This window comes from Chitinophaga sp. LS1, assembly GCF_034274695.1.
Taxonomy (GTDB): Bacteria; Bacteroidota; Bacteroidia; order Chitinophagales; family Chitinophagaceae; genus Chitinophaga.
The window spans coordinates 921,576-943,314 of sequence record NZ_CP128362.1 but is presented as its reverse complement, the minus strand read 5'-3'; the positions used below and the strand labels follow the sequence as shown (position 1 = coordinate 943,314).

Annotated in this window: 20 protein-coding genes; 9 read left to right on the top strand and 11 right to left on the bottom strand. The window is 39.5% G+C overall.

The annotated features are described in order from the left end of the window. The first annotated feature begins 12 nt into the window (after window positions 1-12). On the top strand, window positions 13-1,449 hold the full coding sequence (locus QQL36_RS03820; RefSeq protein ID WP_321568980.1) for a RagB/SusD family nutrient uptake outer membrane protein: 1,437 nt from the start codon (window positions 13-15) through the stop codon (window positions 1,447-1,449). A gap of 317 nt (window positions 1,450-1,766) precedes the next feature. Beyond that, entirely contained in the window at window positions 1,767-4,268 is a 2,502-nt protein-coding gene (locus QQL36_RS03815) for an alpha/beta hydrolase family protein (protein WP_321568979.1), read from the top strand. Window positions 4,269-4,374: 106 nt separating this feature from the next. Here the strand turns inward: QQL36_RS03815 and QQL36_RS03810 are convergent, their stop codons facing one another. From QQL36_RS03810 to QQL36_RS03795, 4 genes are all read right to left on the bottom strand, one after another. Beyond that, window positions 4,375-4,626, bottom strand: coding sequence for a hypothetical protein (locus QQL36_RS03810; protein WP_321568978.1), 252 nt, complete (start codon window positions 4,624-4,626; stop codon window positions 4,375-4,377). A gap of 751 nt (window positions 4,627-5,377) precedes the next feature. Next, complete coding sequence (locus tag QQL36_RS03805) at window positions 5,378-6,373, bottom strand: hypothetical protein (RefSeq protein ID WP_321568977.1); 996 nt, start codon at window positions 6,371-6,373, stop codon at window positions 5,378-5,380. A gap of 26 nt (window positions 6,374-6,399) precedes the next feature. Then, window positions 6,400-7,560, bottom strand: a complete 1,161-nt coding sequence (locus QQL36_RS03800) for a FecR family protein (RefSeq protein ID WP_321568976.1) — start codon at window positions 7,558-7,560, stop codon at window positions 6,400-6,402. A gap of 74 nt (window positions 7,561-7,634) precedes the next feature. After that, window positions 7,635-8,183 (bottom strand): RNA polymerase sigma factor, encoded by a 549-nt coding sequence (locus QQL36_RS03795; protein ID WP_321568975.1) that lies wholly within the window; start codon window positions 8,181-8,183, stop codon window positions 7,635-7,637. Window positions 8,184-8,409: 226 nt separating this feature from the next. Here QQL36_RS03795 and QQL36_RS03790 point away from each other — a divergent pair, with 226 nt between their 5' ends. The 4 genes from QQL36_RS03790 to QQL36_RS03775 all read left to right on the top strand — a co-directional run bounded on the left by QQL36_RS03790 (window position 8,410) and on the right by QQL36_RS03775 (window position 14,020). Beyond that, window positions 8,410-11,463, top strand: a complete 3,054-nt coding sequence (locus tag QQL36_RS03790) for a SusC/RagA family TonB-linked outer membrane protein (protein ID WP_321568974.1) — start codon at window positions 8,410-8,412, stop codon at window positions 11,461-11,463. 13 nt (window positions 11,464-11,476) lie between these two features. Continuing rightward, window positions 11,477-12,805 (top strand): RagB/SusD family nutrient uptake outer membrane protein, encoded by a 1,329-nt coding sequence (locus QQL36_RS03785; RefSeq protein ID WP_321568973.1) that lies wholly within the window; start codon window positions 11,477-11,479, stop codon window positions 12,803-12,805. An 86-nt stretch (window positions 12,806-12,891) separates the two neighbouring features. Next, entirely contained in the window at window positions 12,892-13,230 is a 339-nt protein-coding gene (locus QQL36_RS03780) for a hypothetical protein (RefSeq protein ID WP_321568972.1), read from the top strand. A 259-nt stretch (window positions 13,231-13,489) separates the two neighbouring features. After that, entirely contained in the window at window positions 13,490-14,020 is a 531-nt protein-coding gene (locus QQL36_RS03775) for an RNA polymerase sigma factor (RefSeq protein WP_321568971.1), read from the top strand. Here the strand turns inward: QQL36_RS03775 and QQL36_RS03770 are convergent. The 5 genes from QQL36_RS03770 to QQL36_RS03750 form a co-directional block, all read right to left on the bottom strand. Next, window positions 14,006-15,580 (bottom strand): alpha/beta hydrolase family protein, encoded by a 1,575-nt coding sequence (locus QQL36_RS03770; RefSeq protein ID WP_321568970.1) that lies wholly within the window; start codon window positions 15,578-15,580, stop codon window positions 14,006-14,008. The genes QQL36_RS03775 and QQL36_RS03770 overlap by 15 nt on opposite strands. A gap of 63 nt (window positions 15,581-15,643) precedes the next feature. Next, the gene (locus tag QQL36_RS03765) at window positions 15,644-16,282 is read right to left on the bottom strand and encodes a hypothetical protein (RefSeq protein ID WP_321568969.1); all 639 of its coding nucleotides are present in this window, start codon (window positions 16,280-16,282) and stop codon (window positions 15,644-15,646) included. Continuing rightward, entirely contained in the window at window positions 16,254-16,832 is a 579-nt protein-coding gene (locus tag QQL36_RS03760; protein WP_321568968.1) for a hypothetical protein, read from the bottom strand. Before QQL36_RS03760 ends, QQL36_RS03765 begins: the two co-directional genes overlap by 29 nt. Before the next feature lie 19 nt (window positions 16,833-16,851). Next, window positions 16,852-17,724, bottom strand: coding sequence for a hypothetical protein (locus QQL36_RS03755; RefSeq protein ID WP_321568967.1), 873 nt, complete (start codon window positions 17,722-17,724; stop codon window positions 16,852-16,854). Continuing rightward, the gene (locus QQL36_RS03750; protein ID WP_321568966.1) at window positions 17,721-18,398 is read right to left on the bottom strand and encodes a hypothetical protein; all 678 of its coding nucleotides are present in this window, start codon (window positions 18,396-18,398) and stop codon (window positions 17,721-17,723) included. The genes QQL36_RS03755 and QQL36_RS03750 overlap by 4 nt, the downstream gene beginning before the upstream one ends. Before the next feature lie 113 nt (window positions 18,399-18,511). Here QQL36_RS03750 and QQL36_RS03745 point away from each other — a divergent pair, with 113 nt between their 5' ends. From QQL36_RS03745 to QQL36_RS03735, 3 genes are all read left to right on the top strand, one after another. Beyond that, a complete protein-coding gene (locus QQL36_RS03745) occupies window positions 18,512-18,775 on the top strand; it encodes a hypothetical protein (protein WP_321568965.1) in 264 nt (87 codons plus the stop codon). 15 nt (window positions 18,776-18,790) lie between these two features. Beyond that, complete coding sequence (locus tag QQL36_RS03740) at window positions 18,791-19,111, top strand: LytTR family DNA-binding domain-containing protein (RefSeq protein WP_321568964.1); 321 nt, start codon at window positions 18,791-18,793, stop codon at window positions 19,109-19,111. 245 nt (window positions 19,112-19,356) lie between these two features. Continuing rightward, window positions 19,357-19,920 carry a hypothetical protein gene (locus QQL36_RS03735; protein ID WP_321568963.1) on the top strand — a complete coding sequence of 188 codons (564 nt, stop codon included), beginning with the start codon at window positions 19,357-19,359 and terminating at the stop codon, window positions 19,918-19,920. Window positions 19,921-20,004: 84 nt separating this feature from the next. Here the strand turns inward: QQL36_RS03735 and QQL36_RS03730 are convergent, their stop codons facing one another. Continuing rightward, window positions 20,005-21,105, bottom strand: coding sequence for a FecR domain-containing protein (locus QQL36_RS03730; RefSeq protein WP_321568962.1), 1,101 nt, complete (start codon window positions 21,103-21,105; stop codon window positions 20,005-20,007). 40 nt (window positions 21,106-21,145) lie between these two features. Beyond that, entirely contained in the window at window positions 21,146-21,688 is a 543-nt protein-coding gene (locus QQL36_RS03725) for an RNA polymerase sigma factor (protein WP_321568961.1), read from the bottom strand. Between the last annotated feature and the right edge of the window lie 51 nt (window positions 21,689-21,739).

The following is a 21,739-nucleotide window of genomic DNA, read 5'->3' as shown; positions in this document are numbered from 1 at the left end:
AATTTTAAATATATGAACTCAATATACCGTTTGGCGATTTACTTAAATATAATCGGCCTTCTCCTAACGATCTCATTTACAAATTGCAATAAATTTGTTGAGGTAGATACTCCTGTAAGCTACACGTCAGGAGATGATGCTTATCAGACCAATGCAAATGCTATTGCTGTTTTAAATGGTATATATGCTAGTATGAGCTCTAAAACGATTCCAAATGGGGGATCTATTAATAGTTTTATGTCCTTTTATCCAGGTTTATCTGCTGATGAGTTCACCTTATATAGTGGCGTTACTAATCAGAATTACATTGCCTTTTATCACAATGAATTATTAAATTCAAGTGGTCCTAATGTCTGGACTACTTGCTATCCTTATATATTTCAATTAAATTCTGCTATAGAAGGCATATCTGCATCTAAGGGACTAAGTAAAGCTGTTAAGGATGAATTATTGGGAGAAGCAAAATTTCTGCGAGCATTTAATTATTTCTATCTTGTTAACTTATATGGACCAGTGCCACTTGCAATTACAAGTGATTATAAAATAAATATGTTACTGTCTAGATCAGATACTAGCAAAGTTTATCAACAAATAGTGGCTGATTTACAGGATGCATCTGGTCTTCTTAATTCCAATTTCGTTGGTAAAGATGCTATTAGCGTTAGTACAGAACGTACTGTTCCTAATAAATGGGCAGCAAAGGCATTACTAGCGAGGGTTTTCTTATATAGGAAGGATTATGGTAATGCTGTTGTATTGTCAACTGAAGTCATAAATAATACTTCCCTATTTAGTTTAACAGATTTAACGGATGTTTTTTTGAAAAATAGCAAAGAGGCAATTTGGCAAATTCAACCGGTAAACCTTGGATGGAACACTGAAGATGGCAAATTGTTTGTTATCCCAAGGACCGGGCCGAGTGATAACAATCCGGTTTATTTGAGTTATCAATTATTGAATAGTATTGAAAATAATGATTTACGTTTTACGAATTGGATTGATACTATTACAGTCGGGGGTATACTTTATCGCTATCCATTTAAGTATAAGAATGCAACATTGAATAATTCTGTGACAGAATATCAAATGATGCTTAGATTAGCTGAGCAGTATTTGATTAGGTCTGAAGCAAATGCGCAGTTAAATAATTTTTCTGCATCGATAAGTGATTTAAATATCATCAGAAATAGAGCTGGCCTTCCAAACTATGAAGGTACAAATAGTCAACAAATATTACTGGATAGCATAATGCACGAAAGACAGGTTGAGTTGTTTACGGAGATGGGACATCGTTGGATGGATTTGAAGCGAACTGGTGCTGTTAATAATGTAATGAGTGACATCGCGGTTAATAAAGGAGGGGTTTGGAGTAGTAATGATCAATATTATCCAATATCTACTCTCGAATTGCAGTATGGTCCCAATTTAGTACAAAATGAAGGGTACTAAAAATTCTTTATCTCCAAATTCAATAAAATTTCTGGCAAGTATTTTTGTTTACTTCTATGTTAATGAATATAACGTGCAGACCAAATTCTGCACGTTATGAAATGTTTGTAATACCCAAATCTATAATTAAAATCAATTCAAATGAGACACATTTTTTCAACTATTGAAAAGTTGACCCTTTTTTTAAAAAGTTATATTTCATGGATTATTATTCATTTAGTGTATGTGTGCTATTTGTTTAAAATGAATGCTTTAAAGAGTTGCTCAGTTTTTTGTTTTCTTTTTTTTATGTCAGTTACAAAATGTTTTGGCCAAAGGTGGAACGTGGTAATATAAATAGTGATGGAAAGTATGTATCCTATAATATTGCTCACTCCAGTAACGTAAATGGTATTAAGAGTCAGGTCATTGTTCAGTCAATTTCAAATAAATGGAAGAAAACTTTCAATACAGCTACTACTTCAATTTCATTTTCTCCTGATGGTAAAAGGGGATATTTTATTTTATCAAATGATAGTTTAGCTATATTAACTCTTGGAACCGATAATATATCTTATATAGAAGGGGTGTCTTCCTTTAGGCTAATATCAGACTATTTATTGTATAATTCCAAGACTGATCCAAAAAAGCTATCGGTGGTTGGTGCCTTCGATAGAATTACAGCTGTATTGGACAGCATAATAAGATATGAATATAATAAAAAAAATGATGCCTTGATTTTGATTAAGATAGGACAGAATAATAAGCGTATTATTTCGTATTACCATTTAAAGACGGGGTTAAATAATGTTATTTGGGAAGGAGAGGAAGTGAAAAATTTGTTGTTCGATTATGCGAATGAGAAAATTGCATTTATTGGTATATCAGCTTTGGGAGAAAAGGGGATATGGGTCTATAATTCAGGCCAAGAGAAGGCTATTTTAATTTTCAATACCAATGAAATTAAAATTGATTCATCTAACGAAATTATTCGGATTCACAGATTTTCAGAGAACGGAAATAAATTATTTATAGTCGCTCAACCTAAAGAAGGTCATGATGATATAAAAAAAATAAAAAAGGATGCTAATGTAACTATTTGGAGTTATACTGATGCAAAATTGAAATCTCAATATGAAAGAACTGCAAAAGAAATCCCTCAATATTTTTATGCAATTGATTTAATTAGAAAGACAATTATTTCAATTAATAAGAAAAATGAAACGATTATTGATATTGGTAATGATTTGGGGTTAATTCGACAATTTTCGGGGAATGGAGATATTGAAGACGAGGATTGGAATCCCCAAAGTCAGTATAAAAATTTGTTTGTGTCATTGCAAGACGGAACAAGATCAAATTTGCCTATTGAATATCCTATGTTCTCAAGAGGAGGTCATTTCATATTTTATCAAGATTCCCTTAATAAGGATTATTTTACATGGAATTTAATAACTGGTAATAAAGTTAATATTACCCGTGCAGTTACATCAGAAATGGGGAAAATTAAAAATCCTTATTATAAAATCGAATTTACGAGTGCATGGGACTATCAAAGTTATTGGCTTGATGATGATAGTTCGGTTATACTATATGCCGAAAGAGATATATGGCAGGCAGATCCTTCTGGTAAGCATATTCCAGTCAATATTACAAATGGTTATGGAGCTAAAAATAATATTGTATTCTACCCAGTTGCAGACCTTTCGACGTTCAAGTTTAGGAAAGGAGAAGAGTTGATATTGGTTGGCTTCAATTTCTCAAACAAGCAGAATGGTTTTTATAGGATAAAATGGGGTATCCAGAAAGATCCTCAAAAAATAGTGATGAGTGATTATGTATACTATAATCCTCATGTTTTGATAGATAATGGATATGATAATCAGCCAATAAAAGCAACCAATTCTAATGTTTGGCTAATAAGGAGAATGAACGCGGAAGAATCGCCTAATTATTTCGTTACTAAAGATTTTAAATCATTTTCTCCTGTTAGTGATGTTTACCCAGAAAAAAAATATAACTGGGTTACAAGCGAATTGCATATATGGAAAACGTTTAATGGGGATTCTTGCCAGGGAGTGCTATACAGACCAGAAAACTTCAACCCTAACATAAAATATCCTATTATCTACTATTATTATGAAGAATACGCAAACAATTTAAACTCTTATCTTATTCCGCGTACTTTTATCGGTCCGATAAATATTCCATACATAGTTAGTCAGGGATATCTTGTATTTGTGCCAGATATTCATTATAAGTTCGGAGAGACAGGTATGAGCGCTTATAATTCAGTAGTCTCTGCTGCCGAGTATATGGCTACAAAACCTTATGTTGACTCAACAAAAATGGGAATTCAAGGGCATAGTTTTGGTGGATATGAGACAAATTTTATTTTAACCAAAACTAATATATTTGCCGCAGCATGCTCAGCATCCGGAATAACTGATTTAATTTCTTTTTCTGGTGGACTTACATCTCAAGGGAAAAGTGTGCATTGGATGACTAGTAAAGGGCAAATTAGATTAAATGTAAAACTTTGGCAAGATCCCCAGCGATATATAAATAATTCGCCTTTGTTTTATCTTGATAAAATTACCACACCTTTATTGATGATGCATACTACAGATGATACAGCAGTGCCATTTGGGCAGGCATTGGAGCTTTTTAATGCACTTCGGCAGTTTCGTAAAAAGGTATGGATGTTAATATATAAGGGAGAGGATCATGTATTAAGAGATAAGCATAATGCTTATGACTATACAGTGAGGCAAATTCAATTTTTTGATCACTATCTGAAAGGGAAAGATTTGCCGAGCTGGATGGCACCGGCGGATTAAAACATAAGATAAAAAAACTATAGTATCTCACTATTTATGAGATACTATAGTTTTGCTCTGTTATATTACGAATTTTATTTCACAATATATTTTTGAGTGTGTTTTCTCAAGCACCAGCTGATATTGAGCTATAGGCAGTTGCCTGAGCGCCTGCGACAATTGTCCAATACACTCTTCCTGTAGGATTAGCATTCGGTAATCCATTATGAATTACATTAGCTGCAGGAGCAGGGTCGTTGAAAACGCTAGTTGTAAAGTAGTCAACAGAACCGCGGCTAGCAGACGCTTTGAACGCGAAAGAACCACCTGTGATAGCGAGAACAGCAACTGCTGCTAAGATTAATTTTGCTTTCTTCATAGTAAAATTTGCTTTTTGATTCAAAAAGCTAAACTTTGTCTTTTAATAATTCTGCCTACTCTCTTATAAGGGTTTTCGGCACTCCCCTTTAACGGCCCAATATGCGCGTATAGATGGATCCTTGTCTACGATAACGCATACATTAGGCTATTCCTGTAAATAATATGTTTTGAATATAGCTTTGCTATTAGCTAATCTGTGAGGTAAGCATGTGAGATTTTCAGAATCAATTTAACATCGGTGGATATGTATAATAATAGTGTGCATAGAATGTCTTATTTCTAATAAGGTTTAAATGATAACGTTGGCCTCATTTGGGTTACGATGATAAAGTTACGGATGGATAAGCTTTAAAACTTACTAAGGGTCGATCATTTTTTAGGAGACAACGGAATGCTTAAAAAAACAGCAGAAAGTAAATCCGGGCCATATTATCGCTACACTTCAAATGACAATCCAGGTATCCGGTACCTGTTTATTATTTTCTCCTCTCCGGATTTACTTCTGCTGCCGCATGGATATTGATTATGAAAAAAGCAAATGTTGACCAGGTTTGGTCGTTTGGTGGGACACTAAATAATGGATGTCAGAATGAAAAAAGAAAAATATAGCTTTCGTTAGTCTAAAGGTAAGTTGAGATTATTGGCAAATACTTAGGAGATCCAGGTGTTTTATGGGAAATAAAAAACCGTGTCCTGAGACACCAGGACACGGCGGTTTCCATAGGGTTAAAACGACATTAATTAATGTACTATTGCATTTGTTTGAGGGTACAATCGTAATATTCTTCCAGCTGATCCACCATTTCTTTCACACTATTAAACTTACCTGTTTCAGCAATATCTGTCAATGAAAGCTGTTGTTTGTGAAGCAAGGTATATGTTATCATCATTCTCATCATATGCATAAATCCCTCTATGCTGATCGAGAAATGTTGTTCAAACCCCTGATTTAGCTGCTCTGGTGTTTGAAAATACATATACGCTAATTCGGGAATGGAATGTATACGATGAGGGTGTTCTACCAAATATTCAAATAACTGAATATAAGTATCCATGTGTAGTACACTCGAAAATAAGAACGGTTGTTGTGCATCTGCATCCTGTTTGGCAAAATTCAAAAAAAGGTCTGCACAACAACGACGGATGAAATAATAAGCCCGGCTACCCGTATGTTGACAGCTAAGAATTCGCTGGATAAGCAGATCGGCAACCGGATTGATATGATGTGACGATTCGTTGATCAGACTACTTACATCTGGAGAAGGCTGACTAAGCAGGTTTTTTAACGAAGGATACTTCGTAACTAACCCCTGTATAGAATCAGGATTGATATTAACATGAAAAGATAATACCTTCTTATCTGCCTCCATAGGTACCTTATGTAGCCCAGGCTGAAGATTGAATAAATTACACTCCTTTTCTTCCAGGTTAAACTCACTTCCATTCTCTTTTTCAGCTGCCAGGCTGTCTTCATACATAAAGTGCAATGCCCAGATATGATAAGGTGAATAGGGTAACAGCACGATATCTTCCTTAGCGAAGATATCGTGCATCCAAAGGCTGAAAGGTCCGACATCTATATGTTGAGAAAGGATATCACAATCCTGATCCTGACGGAAATAATAACCTGTTGATGGGATCCGTAGCTTACGGTATTCCTCAGGTAGATTCCCATCGGGCAGCATCGCTTTATTCTTTTTCTCTATGAGTAATAGTTTATTGGCTTTATTAAGTGTTGAGTGCATGCTAATGGTTTAATGAGATGAATAACCTACCTGCCTCTTCTTCTAAGCAGATGTATGACCGAATCCTCCTGATTCAATGAAACGTCGAAGTCTAATTCCTGATTTTCCCACCTGACATCTTCAAATATTCTTGCTAAGGGGGCTTTCATATTTATCGCTCCTGAAAATCTCATCGTATCTACATTATCTTGTATTATCAGTGGAACTGGCCTTACCCGGTTGAGGACATTCACGATTTCCCCAATTGTCGCATTATTAAACGTATATATCCCCTTCTGTCTTTTGAGCAACGCCGCTGTATCAAATGGTACTGCCTTTAATTTTTGCCCCTGTTTGAAGCAGACTGCCAGACCCGGAGTGAGTAGCAGAGAATCCTTAAAGGTCCTCATCTGGACTTTTCCCCTTGTCAGCGCAACAGACACCTTTTTCCCATCCAGGGTATTAATTCCGAATGCCGTGCCTAATACAGCTACTTTTGCATTTGGTACATTTACTACAAATGGCCGCAATGGATCAGGCGCTACATCCAGGTAGGCTTCTCCCTTTATGGAGAGTTCCCTGTTATCACCATTGAATGCCATGGGGAAGTTGATCGTAGACCTCGCATTCATCCAGATCTTACTTCCATCCGGAAACCGCATATATAAACTTATTCCATCCGGAATTGTAGCATGTGCATCTGTTACTTTCCCCCCATTTGTCCACCAGATCGTATCGTCATTTTTATATACTGTGACAACTCCTAAAGACAGGGTGTCAAATCGCTTATTCAATGTAAAGTTCCCCTTGCCCGGGACCTCCAGGGTGGCTCCCCTGGTAGAGATGGTATTTTCTACAATAGGTTGGGACACTTTAGGCGCTGGCCACCATAATAGTTTGACCAATAATAATATTACCCCTGCGGCCGCCAGGTAAGCCGCAGCCTGGCGAACTATGGTGAACCGTTTCACCTTTCGCTTTTCCCGGATCTTGTCCAGGATGCCATCTGCAGGAAGTTCCACGGCTAGTTTCTGACGGAGTTCCGCCATATAGTTCTCTGGTAACTGAGCATGCAGCTCATCCCATATCGCTTTTGCCTTTGGTTCTTGCGCTATCAGCTCTAAAAGCTTCACATGATCTTCCGGAGAAATAACCCCGGTAATTTCTTCCAGCACAAGCTGTTCTATATAGTCGGAGTCTACCGGCATGATCTGGAATTTTGAGTAAAGCTTTTATACTTTACTATGTAGGATCAAAAATGAAAAGGTACTTATCCTTTCGACTATTTTTTGGGTAATTTTTTCCTGAGCTGTTTCAGGGCACGATGAATATGGTTCTTAACAGACTGAACATTAATACCCATTTCTTCTGCAATTTCTTTCAGACTTTTATCTTCGAGATAAGATAAAATAAATGCCTGGCGTGTGGCTGGTGAGATGGCACTGATGGCGGAGTTAATTTGCGCTCCCAGCTCTTTCATCTCTATGTGGCGAGACATCTGAACGATCTGTGTCTGTTGGTCGGCAAAGTGCTGTTCTCTATTGCGGCGTGCTATTTTCTGTCGGATCAATTCCGACGTCTTATTACGTACAGCTCCCCTCAGCCAGGCCTGTACTCCTTTTGAAACATCGATGGATGCACGGTGCTCCCAAATCCAGATGCAAATATCCTGTACTACATCTTTCGATTCATCTTCATTCTGCAAACGTTTGTTGGCATTTACAAAAAGGAATGTGCGATACAGATCGCAGAATGCTGCGAACGCTAACTCATCTCCTTTTTTAATGAGTTTAAGTAAGTCATCCCCAATGTGATTATGGCAATTGCTCATATAACACTATTGTTTCTTTTTGAGTATCTAAGCTACGAATAGGAATTTCGTTGTTCGTTAACTCATTGTTAATGGTTGTGGAAATTTATTCTTCTACGTGTATGGGTACTTTTCGCTTTCAAAAGCTACTTATATATGCAATTAGATCACCCGGTGATTATTGTGAACATGAGAGGATCTATTGAAAGACACTTTGGAGTTTTTTGAAAATATGTAAAATCAGGTTATGCGGCTTCCTACACCTGTAAATTGTCTTGTTGTTATTTATACTTTTTGTGCTTTCATCTTTACTTGTGTCCCGCTGCAGGTGTATGGCCAGTATTCCGGGTATAAAGTAACCTTAAAAGCACAAAATGTAACATTGGAATATGTATTTAGCGAAATTCAAAAGCAAACAGGGTTAGTATTTGGTTATAGTAATGATAAACTGAACCAAAATGAGAAAGTAAATATTAGTTATTGGAGGGTGCCACTGGAAGAGGTATTAGCTGATCTACTAATAAAGAGGGGATTTGTCTGGAAAATTGTCGACAATGGAATTGCCATCAGAGAGGGGAAACCTGATGAGCAGCTCTTACAATACCGGAAGAACCTGGACAAAGGGATCAAGGAAATTATGTTTAATAGGAACCTGGATGAAGTAGTGGTATCCGGGTACAAAATGACAACTATCCTGTTGAATACAGGGAACACCGTGCCTGCGATCAGAGCGCCGGGAATAAAACCGCAATTTCAGTACACAGGTAATATATTGAACCAACTACAAGGCCAGGTGCCTGGATTGCAGATCAGTATGAGTGGAGGCATGTTTGCTACTGCCATAGATATTAAAATTCGTGGACAGTTAAGTTTGACCAATGGTACTATGCCATTGATCATTGTGGATGGGGTACCTGTGAAATCCCAGATTACGGATGGCCTTGGGTCATCTATTTGGGGTGCCGTATCCTCTGCATTGGCTTATATCAATCCTGCTGACATAGAGAGTATTGATGTACTAAAAGATGCTGACGCTACTGCCATTTATGGATCAAGAGGTGCAAATGGTGTAATTGTTATTACCACAAAAAGAGCACAGAAAGGACCAGGGAGATTATCATTAAATGTTAAAGCAGGGACGGCGAATGTGCCCAGGCACCTGGATCTGTTGAATACAAAAGAGTACCTGGATGTGCGTAGGCAAGCTTTTGTTAATGATAAAATTTTGCCTACGGTGCAAAATGCGCCTGACCTGTTAAAATGGGATACCACCCGGTACACTGATTGGCAAAAGGACTTAATTGGTGGAACGGCCAAATTTTACAATATGCAGTCCGCCTTTACGGGTGGGAATGATACCACTCAGTATTATGTGGGTACGAATTATCAGAAAAATGGTACTGTGTATCCTGGCAATTTTTACCAGGAGGGATGGGGTTTGCACTTGAGTGCCTCAAGAGGAGCACCTACGCAACGTTTGCATCTAAATGGAAGTTGGAGCTATTTTAATATCCATTATTATCTGCCATCATCCGACTTTACCAATAATATTTATTTGCCACCCAATACGCCACCAGCATATATTAACGGAGAGCTGAATTACTCCTGGGTGAATCCTTACATCGGGCTAGTAGGACCTGAGTTCACAGCGAATGTGCATAACCGGTTTGGGAACTTTGCAGCGCAATATCTGATCAGCAAAGGATTGGAACTGAAATTATTGTTGGGTGATCAGTTGTTGAAGGGAAATAGTAAGACGATCATGCCTATCACTATGGTAGCACCTGCGGTGAGGAATGGTACAACCGGAAGTATGACTATGTATTATTATCAGGCTGGATCTACGATTATGGAACCGCAAATCGCTTACGCTGATTCAATCAGTGATTTAAAAGTGGATATGTTAGCAGGAGGTACTTACCAGGGTGCTACGGAAAGCAGGGTAACAATGGTCGCCAGTGGATTTATGGATGATGGGCATTATGATAACCTGGCTTATGCAGATTCTATTTCCGGGACTAATTATAAAAGCGTGTATAGGTACCTGGCTGCTTATGGTAGGATCGGGTTTAATTATAAAGGAAGGTACTTAGTGAATCTAAGTGTAAGAAGAGATGGGAGTAGCCGGTTTGGTAGCAGAAGCCGATACGCAACTTTTGGAGGCATAGGTGCGGGCTGGATCTTTTCGAAAGAACATTTAATTGATTCCAATTTGAAAGTGCTGAGTTTTGGTAAAGCAAGGGTGAGCTATGGTTCAACAGGAAATGACCAGGTGGGCGACTATCAATACATGGATGAATATACGCCTGTGAACAACTACCAGAATGGGTATGCGTTGTCTCCTTCCAGTCTGGCTAATCCAGATCTGGCCAGGGAGAAAACCAGGAAACTGGAGTTGGCATTAGACCTCGGCTTCTGGAATGATAAGTGGATGGTGTCCGCATGTTACTACCTTTATCACTCTACGAATCAGTTGGCTTCATATCCGCTGCCGACGATGGTGGGCATCAATACGATTGTTGGCAACATACCGGCAGTTATCAGGAATTATGGATGGGAGTTGGAAATGCGTACACAGAATATTACGACGGCCAATTTTAGTTGGTCATCGGTAGTCAATATGACTATCCCACGAAATATGCTCTTATGCTACCCTGGATCAGATGCTAATAGCAACTATTTACAGGTAGGCAAGCCCCTGGGATCCATTTTCGTATACAAATCCGAAGGTGTGGATAAACAAACAGGTGCTTATCTTTTTTCTGATGGTAATGGTAATAAGTTGGCCGCAACTGAAAACTTGCCCAGGCCTTATTTGGTGAACACTTCGCCGACTTATTACGGGAGTATACAGCATACTTTTATGTATAAGAGATGGAGATTGGATATGGTGTTTATGTATGTAAAGCAGGTTGGATTGAGTGATTTATATGATCGTGTATATGTACCCGGTATGCAACGTAACCAGGATAAAAATGCAATTGAAGGGTATTGGCGTAACACAGGTGATAATGCAGTGCATCAGCGCCTGACTGTTGGCGGAACATTGAGAACGAGCTATCTGAAAATGTTGGAGAGTGATATGGCGTATGTGGATTGCTCGTATTTACGGTGTCAATCATTGACATTGTCCCGGAGATTACCCTTACGTAAGCTGCATCTTGAAGATGGTAGCGTTTATGTGCAAAGCCAGAATCTATTTACGCTTACACCCTATAAAGGATTGGACCCTGAAACACAGAACCGGTCAAAGTTGCCACTACTTAGATCATTTAGTGTGGGTATCCAGATACAAATTTAAAAGACACACACACATGAGGTATTTATTCATCGTAATGATTGTAATTATTGGTAGTGCCTGTAATAAGATCTTAGATGCAGGACAACCTACTGATAAAGTTACTTCAGTAACAGTATATGAGAGCAATACCACCGCTATTGCCGCTTTAAATGGTATTTATTCTACAATGAGTAGTGGTGGTCCGGTAACAGGGAATAAAGGATTGTCATTCCTGTGTGGACTTTCGGCGGATGAATTCATCTTACAGGCAAGTGATATGAACCTGCAAGCAGTATATCAAAATGCACTGGTGGCAGGAGATGTGGATTGTTGGACGGATTTCTATAATTATATCTACCAGGCAAATCTGGCATTAGAAGGACTAGAAAAAAGTCAGTCTTTGAAAGAGACGGTGCGAAAACAATTAAAAGGAGAGGCTTTATTTGTGCGGGCATTTAGTTATTTCTACCTGGTTAATTTATATGGAGATGTGCCCTTATTATTGAATACGGATTACAAGTATAATGCGGTACAGCCGAGGACTGCCGCGTTGACTGTTTATGCACAGATTGTAAATGATCTGAATAATGCCGTGGAGGTATTGAGCGGAGATTTTCTGGCAGGTGATGTAGAAACAGTTTCTTCCGATCGGGTGAGGCCTGGTATTTGGTCTGCGAAGGCTTTGTTGGCGCGGGTTTATTTATATACGGGAGAATATGAAAAGGCCGTAAAAGCAGCCGATACCATACTGAAAAAAAAGGATCTGTTTGATACTGTACCGTTGGTAAATGTATTTCTGAAGAATAGCAGGGAAGCTATTTGGCAGTTACAACCAGTGAAGAATAATTATACTGACGAAGGATATTTATTTCTTGTAGATACCTTGGCAGCCTGTAGTAAATCTTTGTTGCATGCATTTGAAGTCGGAGATAAGCGGCAGCAGAACTGGGTATTAAATGGTTATCCTTTTAAGTATAAGAGTGACTTACCTGTGGATAACCCGTTAGAATATCTGATGATGATAAGAGTTGGTGAGTTATACCTGATCCGGGCAGAATCAAAAGCACATTTGAAGGATCTGAATGGTGCGCTGGCAGATCTAAATATAATTAGAAAGCGAGCTGGAATTAAGGGATTGAAGGCTAATACGCAAGAGCAAATATTAAGTGCCATTATACAAGAACGTAGGGTTGAATTATTCAGTGAATGGGGACACAGATGGTTTGATTTAAAACGAAGTGGAAACATGGATGAGGTGATGAAAACGAAAACCAGTAACTGGCAAGCTTATCAACAATTGTATCCGTTGATGGAAAGTGAGTTGAGAGCAAACCCTTATCTGAAGCAGAATGCAGGCTATTAATCAATGTTCTTTATCCTAATTAGCAAGGAGTATTCCTAAGTTTATCCGTAAGGGTAATGCTACCTTTACTTATAAAACTTTGGGATATGAAAAAAGCAAGAATCTTTCTCGGTGTGACTGCTTTTTTTTTAGTAGTCAATTTTTTACTGGCCTATAAGGTGGCTAGTTACAACCTCAATAACCTGTATTTGACAACGACAGGGATTTTTTATTCAAATGGTGCTACGTTGCAATTAAGGTATGCAACTTTAGCACCTTACAGAACTTTCCAAACAGATCCGACGCAGTTAAGCGTACATCCAACTATTCCGTTATTTCTGGATGTTACACTGACAACTACGACCATTGGAGGGGGAGGATTTACTTATACGGTAACAAATGGGATTTCATGGAATTTACCCATTTATGCGGATGAAGATCAGTAGGGAGGGATTATTTTGGGGGGGAGCGCTCCGGAAAAGGGAATTGATTTCCGGAGCCACCACCTCCTTTTGGAGGTATCGCATGGAATTGTTGTGAGAATGTTAATTTCGAAGCGAGCATTTGTTAATCATTATGTTAGTCATGTTACAATAATCGTGTGAATGCTATTACACTTTAATTGTTTCCCACTATATGCCAGCGCGGAATAAGTTTAATTAAAATAGTCCGGAAACGACTTTACTATAAATAAAACTTTCTGTTATGAAAAACGCAGAGGAAAGATCCATGTTGTCCCTATTAAAAAAAGGTAATGAACTTGCATTTACACACATTTATTGTACTTATGGAGGATTTGTACATTTACGTGCTTTATTTATCTTAAAAGATGCTGCTGCAGCGGATGATGTTTTGCAGGAGGTGTTTTCTCAGTTGTGGGAAAATAGAAAGCAGATTGATGTGGATGTGCCATTGACGGATTATTTATATCAGCGTGTGTTAGAGATCTGTGTTGCATATGAATTGCGACGCAATAATCTGACAAATGAATTGCCTAATGTAGAAGATGAGGGAGATGGATTTAGTGAGCTGGCCAGAAAGGAATTTCTGGCCAATATACACAAGGCGATTTTGCAGGTGTACCCACCTGCGTGCAAAGAGATCTTATGGTTACATGTGGTAGAGCAAAAGAGTTATAAAGAAATTGCGGTTGAGAGAAATATTGAAGTGGAGGTAGTACGAAACCAGATCTGTAGGGCCAGGAAGTCATTAAAAGATATATTAGGGTTGCCCTGAACCAGACATCCATTCAGGCATTGGGCCGCCTTTTAGGTAGTGGTCGAAGAATTCCATTTGTTTGGTAGTAAAATCCTGTTGATTGGCAAGGTTGGTTAATTGGTGACCTTCGTTTTTGTATTGTAGCCACCAGACTGGTTTTTGTAATCGGCGTAACGCTGTAAAGAGTTCGGCTGCCTGTGCCCAGGGAACCTGGTTATCATCTTCGTTGTGCATGATCAATAGCGGTGTATTGATATGATGCACTTTTAGAATAGGCGAATTTCGTAAATATCTTTTTAGGTTTCCCCAGGGGGGCACCTTCATTTCGTTTTGTCCTGTTTCATATAGCGGTTGGTAACTATTACCAGTTAGTTTTCGGATACTGCCGTACCCGCTGATGAAGTCGGTGGGGCCGGCGGTTTCCTGTGCTGCTGCGAAAAGGTCTGAGTGTGTGATGATGTAATTGGTGATGTATCCGCCAAAGCTGAAGCCCTGCAACCCCATTCTTTTTTTGTCTATGAAGGGATATTTGCCCAGGTGTTTAGCAGATTTAATGATTGTTTTCGCTGTACTCGCCCCAGGTGCACCAGGTTTGACTTGGATGTCGGGAATGAAAACAATATAGCCTTTGCTAATATAGGTGGGAATATTGAGTGTGCCTTCGCTGAGTTGCAGCGGAAGGTGGCGGTGTAGGTTGTTGCTATATTTGCCATAGTAGGTGAAGATGATGGGATACTTTTGGGTTGGGTTGATCTCTTGAGGCATATATAAGATGCCGGTAATGCCTTTAAAGCGCATCATCTGGACCTGAATGGTGTAGGCTGGTGGTACGGCTGTTTGTGGTATGAATATGTTGAAATTTGTGGTGGTGTAAAGGTTAGGTGGCGATTGAGCTGTTTGCTTATTGACCAGGTATGTTCCATTGGCGTAAATGGGTTTGAATTGATCGATTGGATAGATGGGAAAATAGTACAGGCAATCATCCATGGTATATTTCATGGGATCTGCCTTTGTCAGTCGCCAGAACCCGTTTTGTTTGTTTTTTGTATTGAGGGCAATGAGTAGCGTATCATCCAGTTGGCGAAAGATGATCTTTTGTTTTCGGCCGTAGTGGTTGGTGAGGCAGCGGGATTGGGTAAGGTTCATTTCCCAGATGTCGTAATTGTCATAGGCGATGAATGAGGTGTCGTTTTCCTGCCATTTTACAATAGCGGTGATTTGTTTAGGAAGAGAATGGGTGGTACCGGTTGAAATGTCGTAAATGCGGTAGCATTTGAGCGCTACATCATACCAGGTTGCATATTTTTCAGCTGGTGATAATGTGCCATTGATGAGTAAGGCTTTTGGATTTTCTGCAATTTTCCATCTCAGGCCAGTGGCAATGTCTACCAGGTAGAGGGTCGCAATGATTGTTTTATTCCAGTAGTATTCCTGGTAGTTGAGTTTGTTTTGTAATAATGCATAATGATTCCCTATAAAACAGATCTCTGTTTTGCTGTCATTCAGCTGCCGCATACCTATAGCAGCTATTGGACCCAATAGGAAGGCTAACAGGAGAAATGTGAATAAAGCTGGCATAGTACCTGACTTAAAGTGGTTGGTATCAATTATAAGACAATACTGATGGGTAAAAAGTATGATTTACAGGATTCTTCTTTTGTCTTTTGTGTACTTGTCATAAACTATTCTATTTAACATCTCCCGCATCCGGCTCCTGACTTCCGAGCCATACCGTTTTTCAATAGCAGCTGTGGTTAAAGATGATGTAATGTGGGTGACCGTACCGTAGCTTGTGAATAATTCATATCTCCTTATCAGAATTTTCTTCATCACCTCGCAGGTAATCTTATAGTAATGCGCCTGATCTTCCCTTCCCATATCATCGAAGCACCAGACCCGGTAATTTTTGTTGTCATTATTTTCGGGGTTACCTATGTATTTATCGAGGATCCCTGGACCTTTCCTCGTGAAGTCTGTACTGATCCGGTCACAATTATGCATTTCGTAGTCCAAAGGTCCTGGCACCAGCAGGCGCATGAGTTGCATGATATGCGTTTTCCCCGCTCCTACAGGACCTCCAAGGAAAATTCCCTTGTGCAGGTCGATATTGAGCTGTTGTGCGACTTCTTCATCACGCAGCATCCAGGCGATGACAGGGAGCAGTACGGAAAGGTCTTCATTATAAATCTGGAAGTGTTTTCCGAACTGTTCCCTGCCTTTTTCAGCCAGGAGATGAAGGATCTGTTTATAATCAAAAAGACTGGTTATAATCTTCATCATTTTTAAATTGAGGGGATTTTAACATCCATTTATGAGCAAGTGGTTGCCAGTGTTGAACAGGTGTATTTCCTGAGAGCCACCCGGTAGCTTCGTGGTGATACCAGAATTTCCGGGCTTCTTCCTGGCTATACTGGTAGCTGGTAAAAAAAGCTATTACTTCGTCCATTGTCGGCAGACCGTTTGACACATCATTTGATATAGATTTTATTTTAGTTTCTAATAATGGTCCTTTTGGTGGTACCTGTAGGGGTTCATTACGTATCCCCATCGGGACCATAGAAACTGTTGCAGGGGTAAACCTCGAGGCCGATGGCTGATAAACCAGGTACTGCCGGGCCGCTAACTCACGTAAACTGCGGTAATAGGTACATTTAGACTTAATTTTAGCTGCCCGCATGATTTCTTCACGGCGAACGTAAATGGTTTTTCTGAACCCTAACTTATTCCATGTGTTGAACAGCGCCATGTAAAGGGAATAGTGGTGCGGTACCATCCATTCCTCCTTTGCTGCCTTTTCTAAAAAGGCGTTGAGATGAATGATATAATTCATATTGATATGGTTTTGAGTATCAGGACTGAAGTTCTTCCAGCTGTCCTTTTAGCCAGCGCTGGAGCATTATATTGATAGGTGGGTTACCTGGATCCAGTACCACGTCATTTCTGACCAGGAGTTTTCCCATGGTGCTATCCATCTTTTTTAGAATTTTAATTTTCTTATCCGGGATGATGGTCCTACTAATTTCTTCTTTGATACCAGATATGAGGTATTGCAAAAAGCTGGTATCATTGAAGTTGAGATAAAACAGCAATGAGTACATATGACGTTGTCCCATATTATCTCCATGTGTGTCAATCTGGGTCATTAAGTGGGTGATCAGATTCCAGGTATAATCGTGTTCCCCGTAGCTAAACCGGATGTACTCCTGGTTCCATATTCGTTGGATGGAGAGGTGTAGTATCTGCCATAGTTTTTGCAGTTGCGGCCCTTTTTTTTCCATCCATTGTGCGATGATTAATACTTTGTGATGAAACATTGACTTTTCTACTTCTATGTAAATGAGTGGCGGTGCCCCGCTTTTTTCAAAATAGATAGGGTATTGGGTCTGCATCTCCTTTAATAGGCGAAAGCATTCATAGCATATGTTTTTATGCCATGAGGCAGGATCGTCAAAAGCAGGGGGATCATCCGGATCCAGATCTTCTACCCACGACAATGGCACCAGGTCGAATAATTGCCTGATCTGTTCCTGCCAGGTGCGCATGTATCTTTTGAGTACAGCATCTTCTTTTGGAGATAGCATGAAGTCAGCGATCGTATGGTGCATATGCTCAATACATGCCTGGGCTTTTTCATAGAGAAATCCGGTACCATCATCCGGAGTAAAAAGATATTCTTCTAAACAATTTCGTAGATCATGAAGGGGTAAAAATGGGAAGGTCATGGGATTGTATTTTGGGTTGATGAAATTGAAACAGGGTTAGCATTTTCAATGTGTAAAATTCTCACAGCCTGGCAGTATTTTGACAGATTTATTTCATTGCAATAAGAAAGGCCTAGTACAATGAAGATTGGTAGATGTGATGGCTGTGGTAGTTCCATTTGCAGGGTGAATGGATGTACCGGTTCATGAGAAAGTTGGATCAGCAATGTTTGATCTGATTTTATGACGGCAGAATAATAACCGAAATCCAGGGACGCGGTCACGGCTATTAACCTGCAATGCGTAGCATCGGATGGGTTGTTAATCTGTACTGCCGGGATAAAAGCAGGGAAATAAATATCAATCCTCTTTCCGATGTTGATTTGATATTGAATATCCAGGTGTTCAGCGAGTGGACATTCTATATCCAATTCATAACCTTTCAGCGTTTCCAGATCTGCATTCAATATATTTCGCTTCCCAGGTGGCTGTAATGTATCGGTGATGATACACTTGCGAACAATAAATTTTGAGAGTTGATTAAATCTACTGCGGTCTGGTTGCATGTAGATAGGACCACAACAACACACGGTGCGGATTAGCTTTGCTACACGTGCTATGTGTATCAATTCAGTAGATACTTTTTTCTTTTGTAAGGGCCATTTGCTGGTACGCTGTTTATGTTTTTCAGGCATGAGAAATTGTGAATTTTAATGATTCAAAGTGTTTGTGATAAAAAGAATAATTTTTATATTTGGTATGCCACGTAAAATCAAACCCAAATAAAATTAAACATGAAAAACATTCAATGTTGGAAAGTGGCAAAAATGGGCATAATGTCCCGCGTGAGATTATTGTCCGCATCCTTGCAACAACGGTATTCGCTGAGGATATCGCATTATTAACCCGAAAATCTCCTAAAACCGGAAATAGAAGGTTGGGTAAAGCCCGTTCTAAATTGGGTAAATCTGAAGACTATCCTCTCTGTTTAAGGGAGTTCTGTAGAGCCTTTCCAGATTTTGACCCAGAAGAAACGGCTGCACGACTTTTTATTCTGAAGAAGGAGATTTAAAAACAACCTTTATTTATGTCTGTAGATTTGTTTGTCCATCAAAGTAAAGGGCTTTTCACTAAGGTGAATAGCCAAGTCGTCATACTGGTAGAAGCCAGTGGCGGATGTTCCAGGATCATCACAAGAGAGGGTAATTACCTGGTAAGTAGTACGCTCAGCCAACTGGAAAAAAAGCTACCCGTGGCACTCTTTTGCCGTGTACATCGTAGTTACATTGTTGCATTAGAGCAAATTACCAGTGTGACAGATTCTAGTGTTAAAGTTCTTGACAGGGATATTCCCCTGTCAAGAGCTTATGCTCCCATGTTATTCAGCCGGATTCGTATCATCATGTGACTGTTTGTTTTATTTAACCTCATTTTATCGCTTCCCAACTCCTTCTTATAGCTTCCTCAAAAGATTCTTCATTTTGATGTGTATTGTCGTGTTAATATTGTTGTCGTAAGGCATCGATCATCCAGGCTGTGCCCGGAATGAAGGAGAGGCACCTTTCATTTCACTGGATGGTTTTAGTCGAACTCACAACGACAAAATGTCTAGTAAGGCCTTTCAAAATTGTGTAACCCCAAAAATTAATTTTTATGGCAAAATCAGAAAACCTGATCCTGAAGGAAGCTTCAGGGTCGATAGGAGGAATATTGACTATTACGAAGTCAAAATCCGGGGCTACCCGGCTAGGTAAGCATCGAGGTGCGAGTCGTGTATTAGCTACGTCTAAACAGCTCGAAGTGCAGGCTAAGTTCAAGCAGAGTATCATCTATGCCAAGGCGGTAATGGATGATCCTGATTTGAAGGCGCTGTATGCAACGGCGATAAAGGGCGATCAGAGTGCTTATAATTTGGCGATGAGAGATGCGTTTAAGGCGCCGGAGATTACGAAGATCAATACGGAGCTGTATGATGGGCTGGTTGGATCTACGATTACTTTGCGAGCAGTGGATGATTTCAAGGTGGCGAGTGTGAGGTTGGTGATCTATTCCGCGAATGGAGATGTGGTTGAGCAGGGAGATGCAGTGCTGCAGGCGAATGGATTGGATTGGTTGTATACGGCTACTGTGGCGAATGGTGTGGTAGCGGGGAGTAAGGTGAGAGCGGTGGCGAAAGATCTGCCGGCGAATGAGACGATGATGGATGTAGTATTGTAATTAGAAAAGGCGCTTCGCTATATGCGGAGTGCCTTTTTTGGGGTAAACCCTATAGGAAAGTAGTTTGGTACTGTAAGGAATTATTTATTTAATGTGAATGATGTCTCCTTGAATATAATAATCAAAGTCGTTGGTAGCCTTTAGTATATCCAGGGAATGCTCTACTGGCTCATTTTTATAAATTACTCCTGTAAATCTGGATTTGCCTTTTGCTGGATTATCCATTATTACCTGCTTGTCAAACCAACGGGGTATTACTTTCATAATGTCGGAAAGGGAAGTATTGTTAAAAATATATAAACCCTGACGCCAACCAAGGAGTGCTGATTCATCAAATGTGGTTATGTCCATCTGATCAGACGTATAGGTTAGCTGTTGGCCTGGGTGCAATATTCTATCCTGTACTTTGACAGCACCATTGACCAATGCCACCTGCACTTTATTGCTATCATATGTATTGACATTAAATGAAGTTCCTAATACCTGGAGCATCTTGCCAGGTAATTTGACAAAAAATGGTTTTGTGCTTTTCGCAACTTCAATGTATGCTTCTCCATTGATGGATATTTCTCTTGTATTTCCTGTGAAAGACAAAGGGAATTGAAGTGTGGTTATAGAATTCAGCCAGACCGTAGATCCATCACTTAGTGTGATTTTGTAATCTTTCCCCTGAGGTATGGTCAGTGTTGCTATTCCTGCAGGAGCCGTAGCGGAAACATAGGTCATAGAGTCACCATTGTGATGAATGGTAATATCATTTACTTTTACTGAATCATGATTGTCAGATAAATTAATATTACCTGAACCAGGCAATTCCAGGCGAATATCTTTGTTGGCAAGGGCATTGTTAGGGACCGGGAACCTGGTTGCTGGGGGATAATAAAAATGGAAGAAGCAAAGACCAACCATAATTATTGCGGCGATGCTTAATAAATAAAATTTCCAGGACCCTGGCCTTTTTTTGTCTTTTAATGTCGCTTGAAAAATCATTTCCACCGGGCGAGATCGCTCAAGGAACTCCTTTACATCTGGTTCATTGAGAATATTCCTGGTTTCGAACCAAACATTAAAGGCTTCCGGGTCTTCCCGAATGGTTGTTTTGAGGTACACGAGGTCTTCATCACTGATCACCTCAGCTAACTCTTCTAAAGTTAAACGGTGTATCAGTTCATAATCTGTATTCATGATGCTTTTAGATTGCGAATTACAATCTAAAGTAACATATTCATATTACTTTTTTAAGATGGGAACGGATTATTTTAAGCGCCCGGCTTACCTGGTTTTTGACCACCTGGGGTTGGATATTCATATCAAGTGCTATTTCCTTATGGCTTTTATCTTCTATATATAAAAGCTCAAATGCCCTTCTGGTGGCAGGTGCTGTTACTGTAGCGATCGCTTCTTTAATTTGGTGGTATATTTCTTTATTTTCTAACGCGTGGTTGATTGTCCCTTCCTTTGAGATGTAAAGAGAGTGTTGGATGAATTTCTTCGCCACCTCGCTTTTACGGCATTTGTAGGCGTACTGCAGATGTACTGCTTTATAAAGGTAGTGTTTCAGCGGAATGGTAAGCGGAATCTCCTTCCTTCGGTTCCAAAACGAAGTAAAGATCTCCTGTACCATATCTTCTGCCTCGGCAGTAGATCTGATTTTGTAATAAGCCTCCATTAGCAGTAATGGTTGGTAATGGTTGTAAACAGCCGCAAATGTAGCTTCGTTACCTGCTTTTATTTCTTTAAGCAGTTCCTCGTCTGATTTGTGTAACATAAGTAGACCCCTCTGATATAGGTTACATGACAATTGTTGATACCGTTCCAA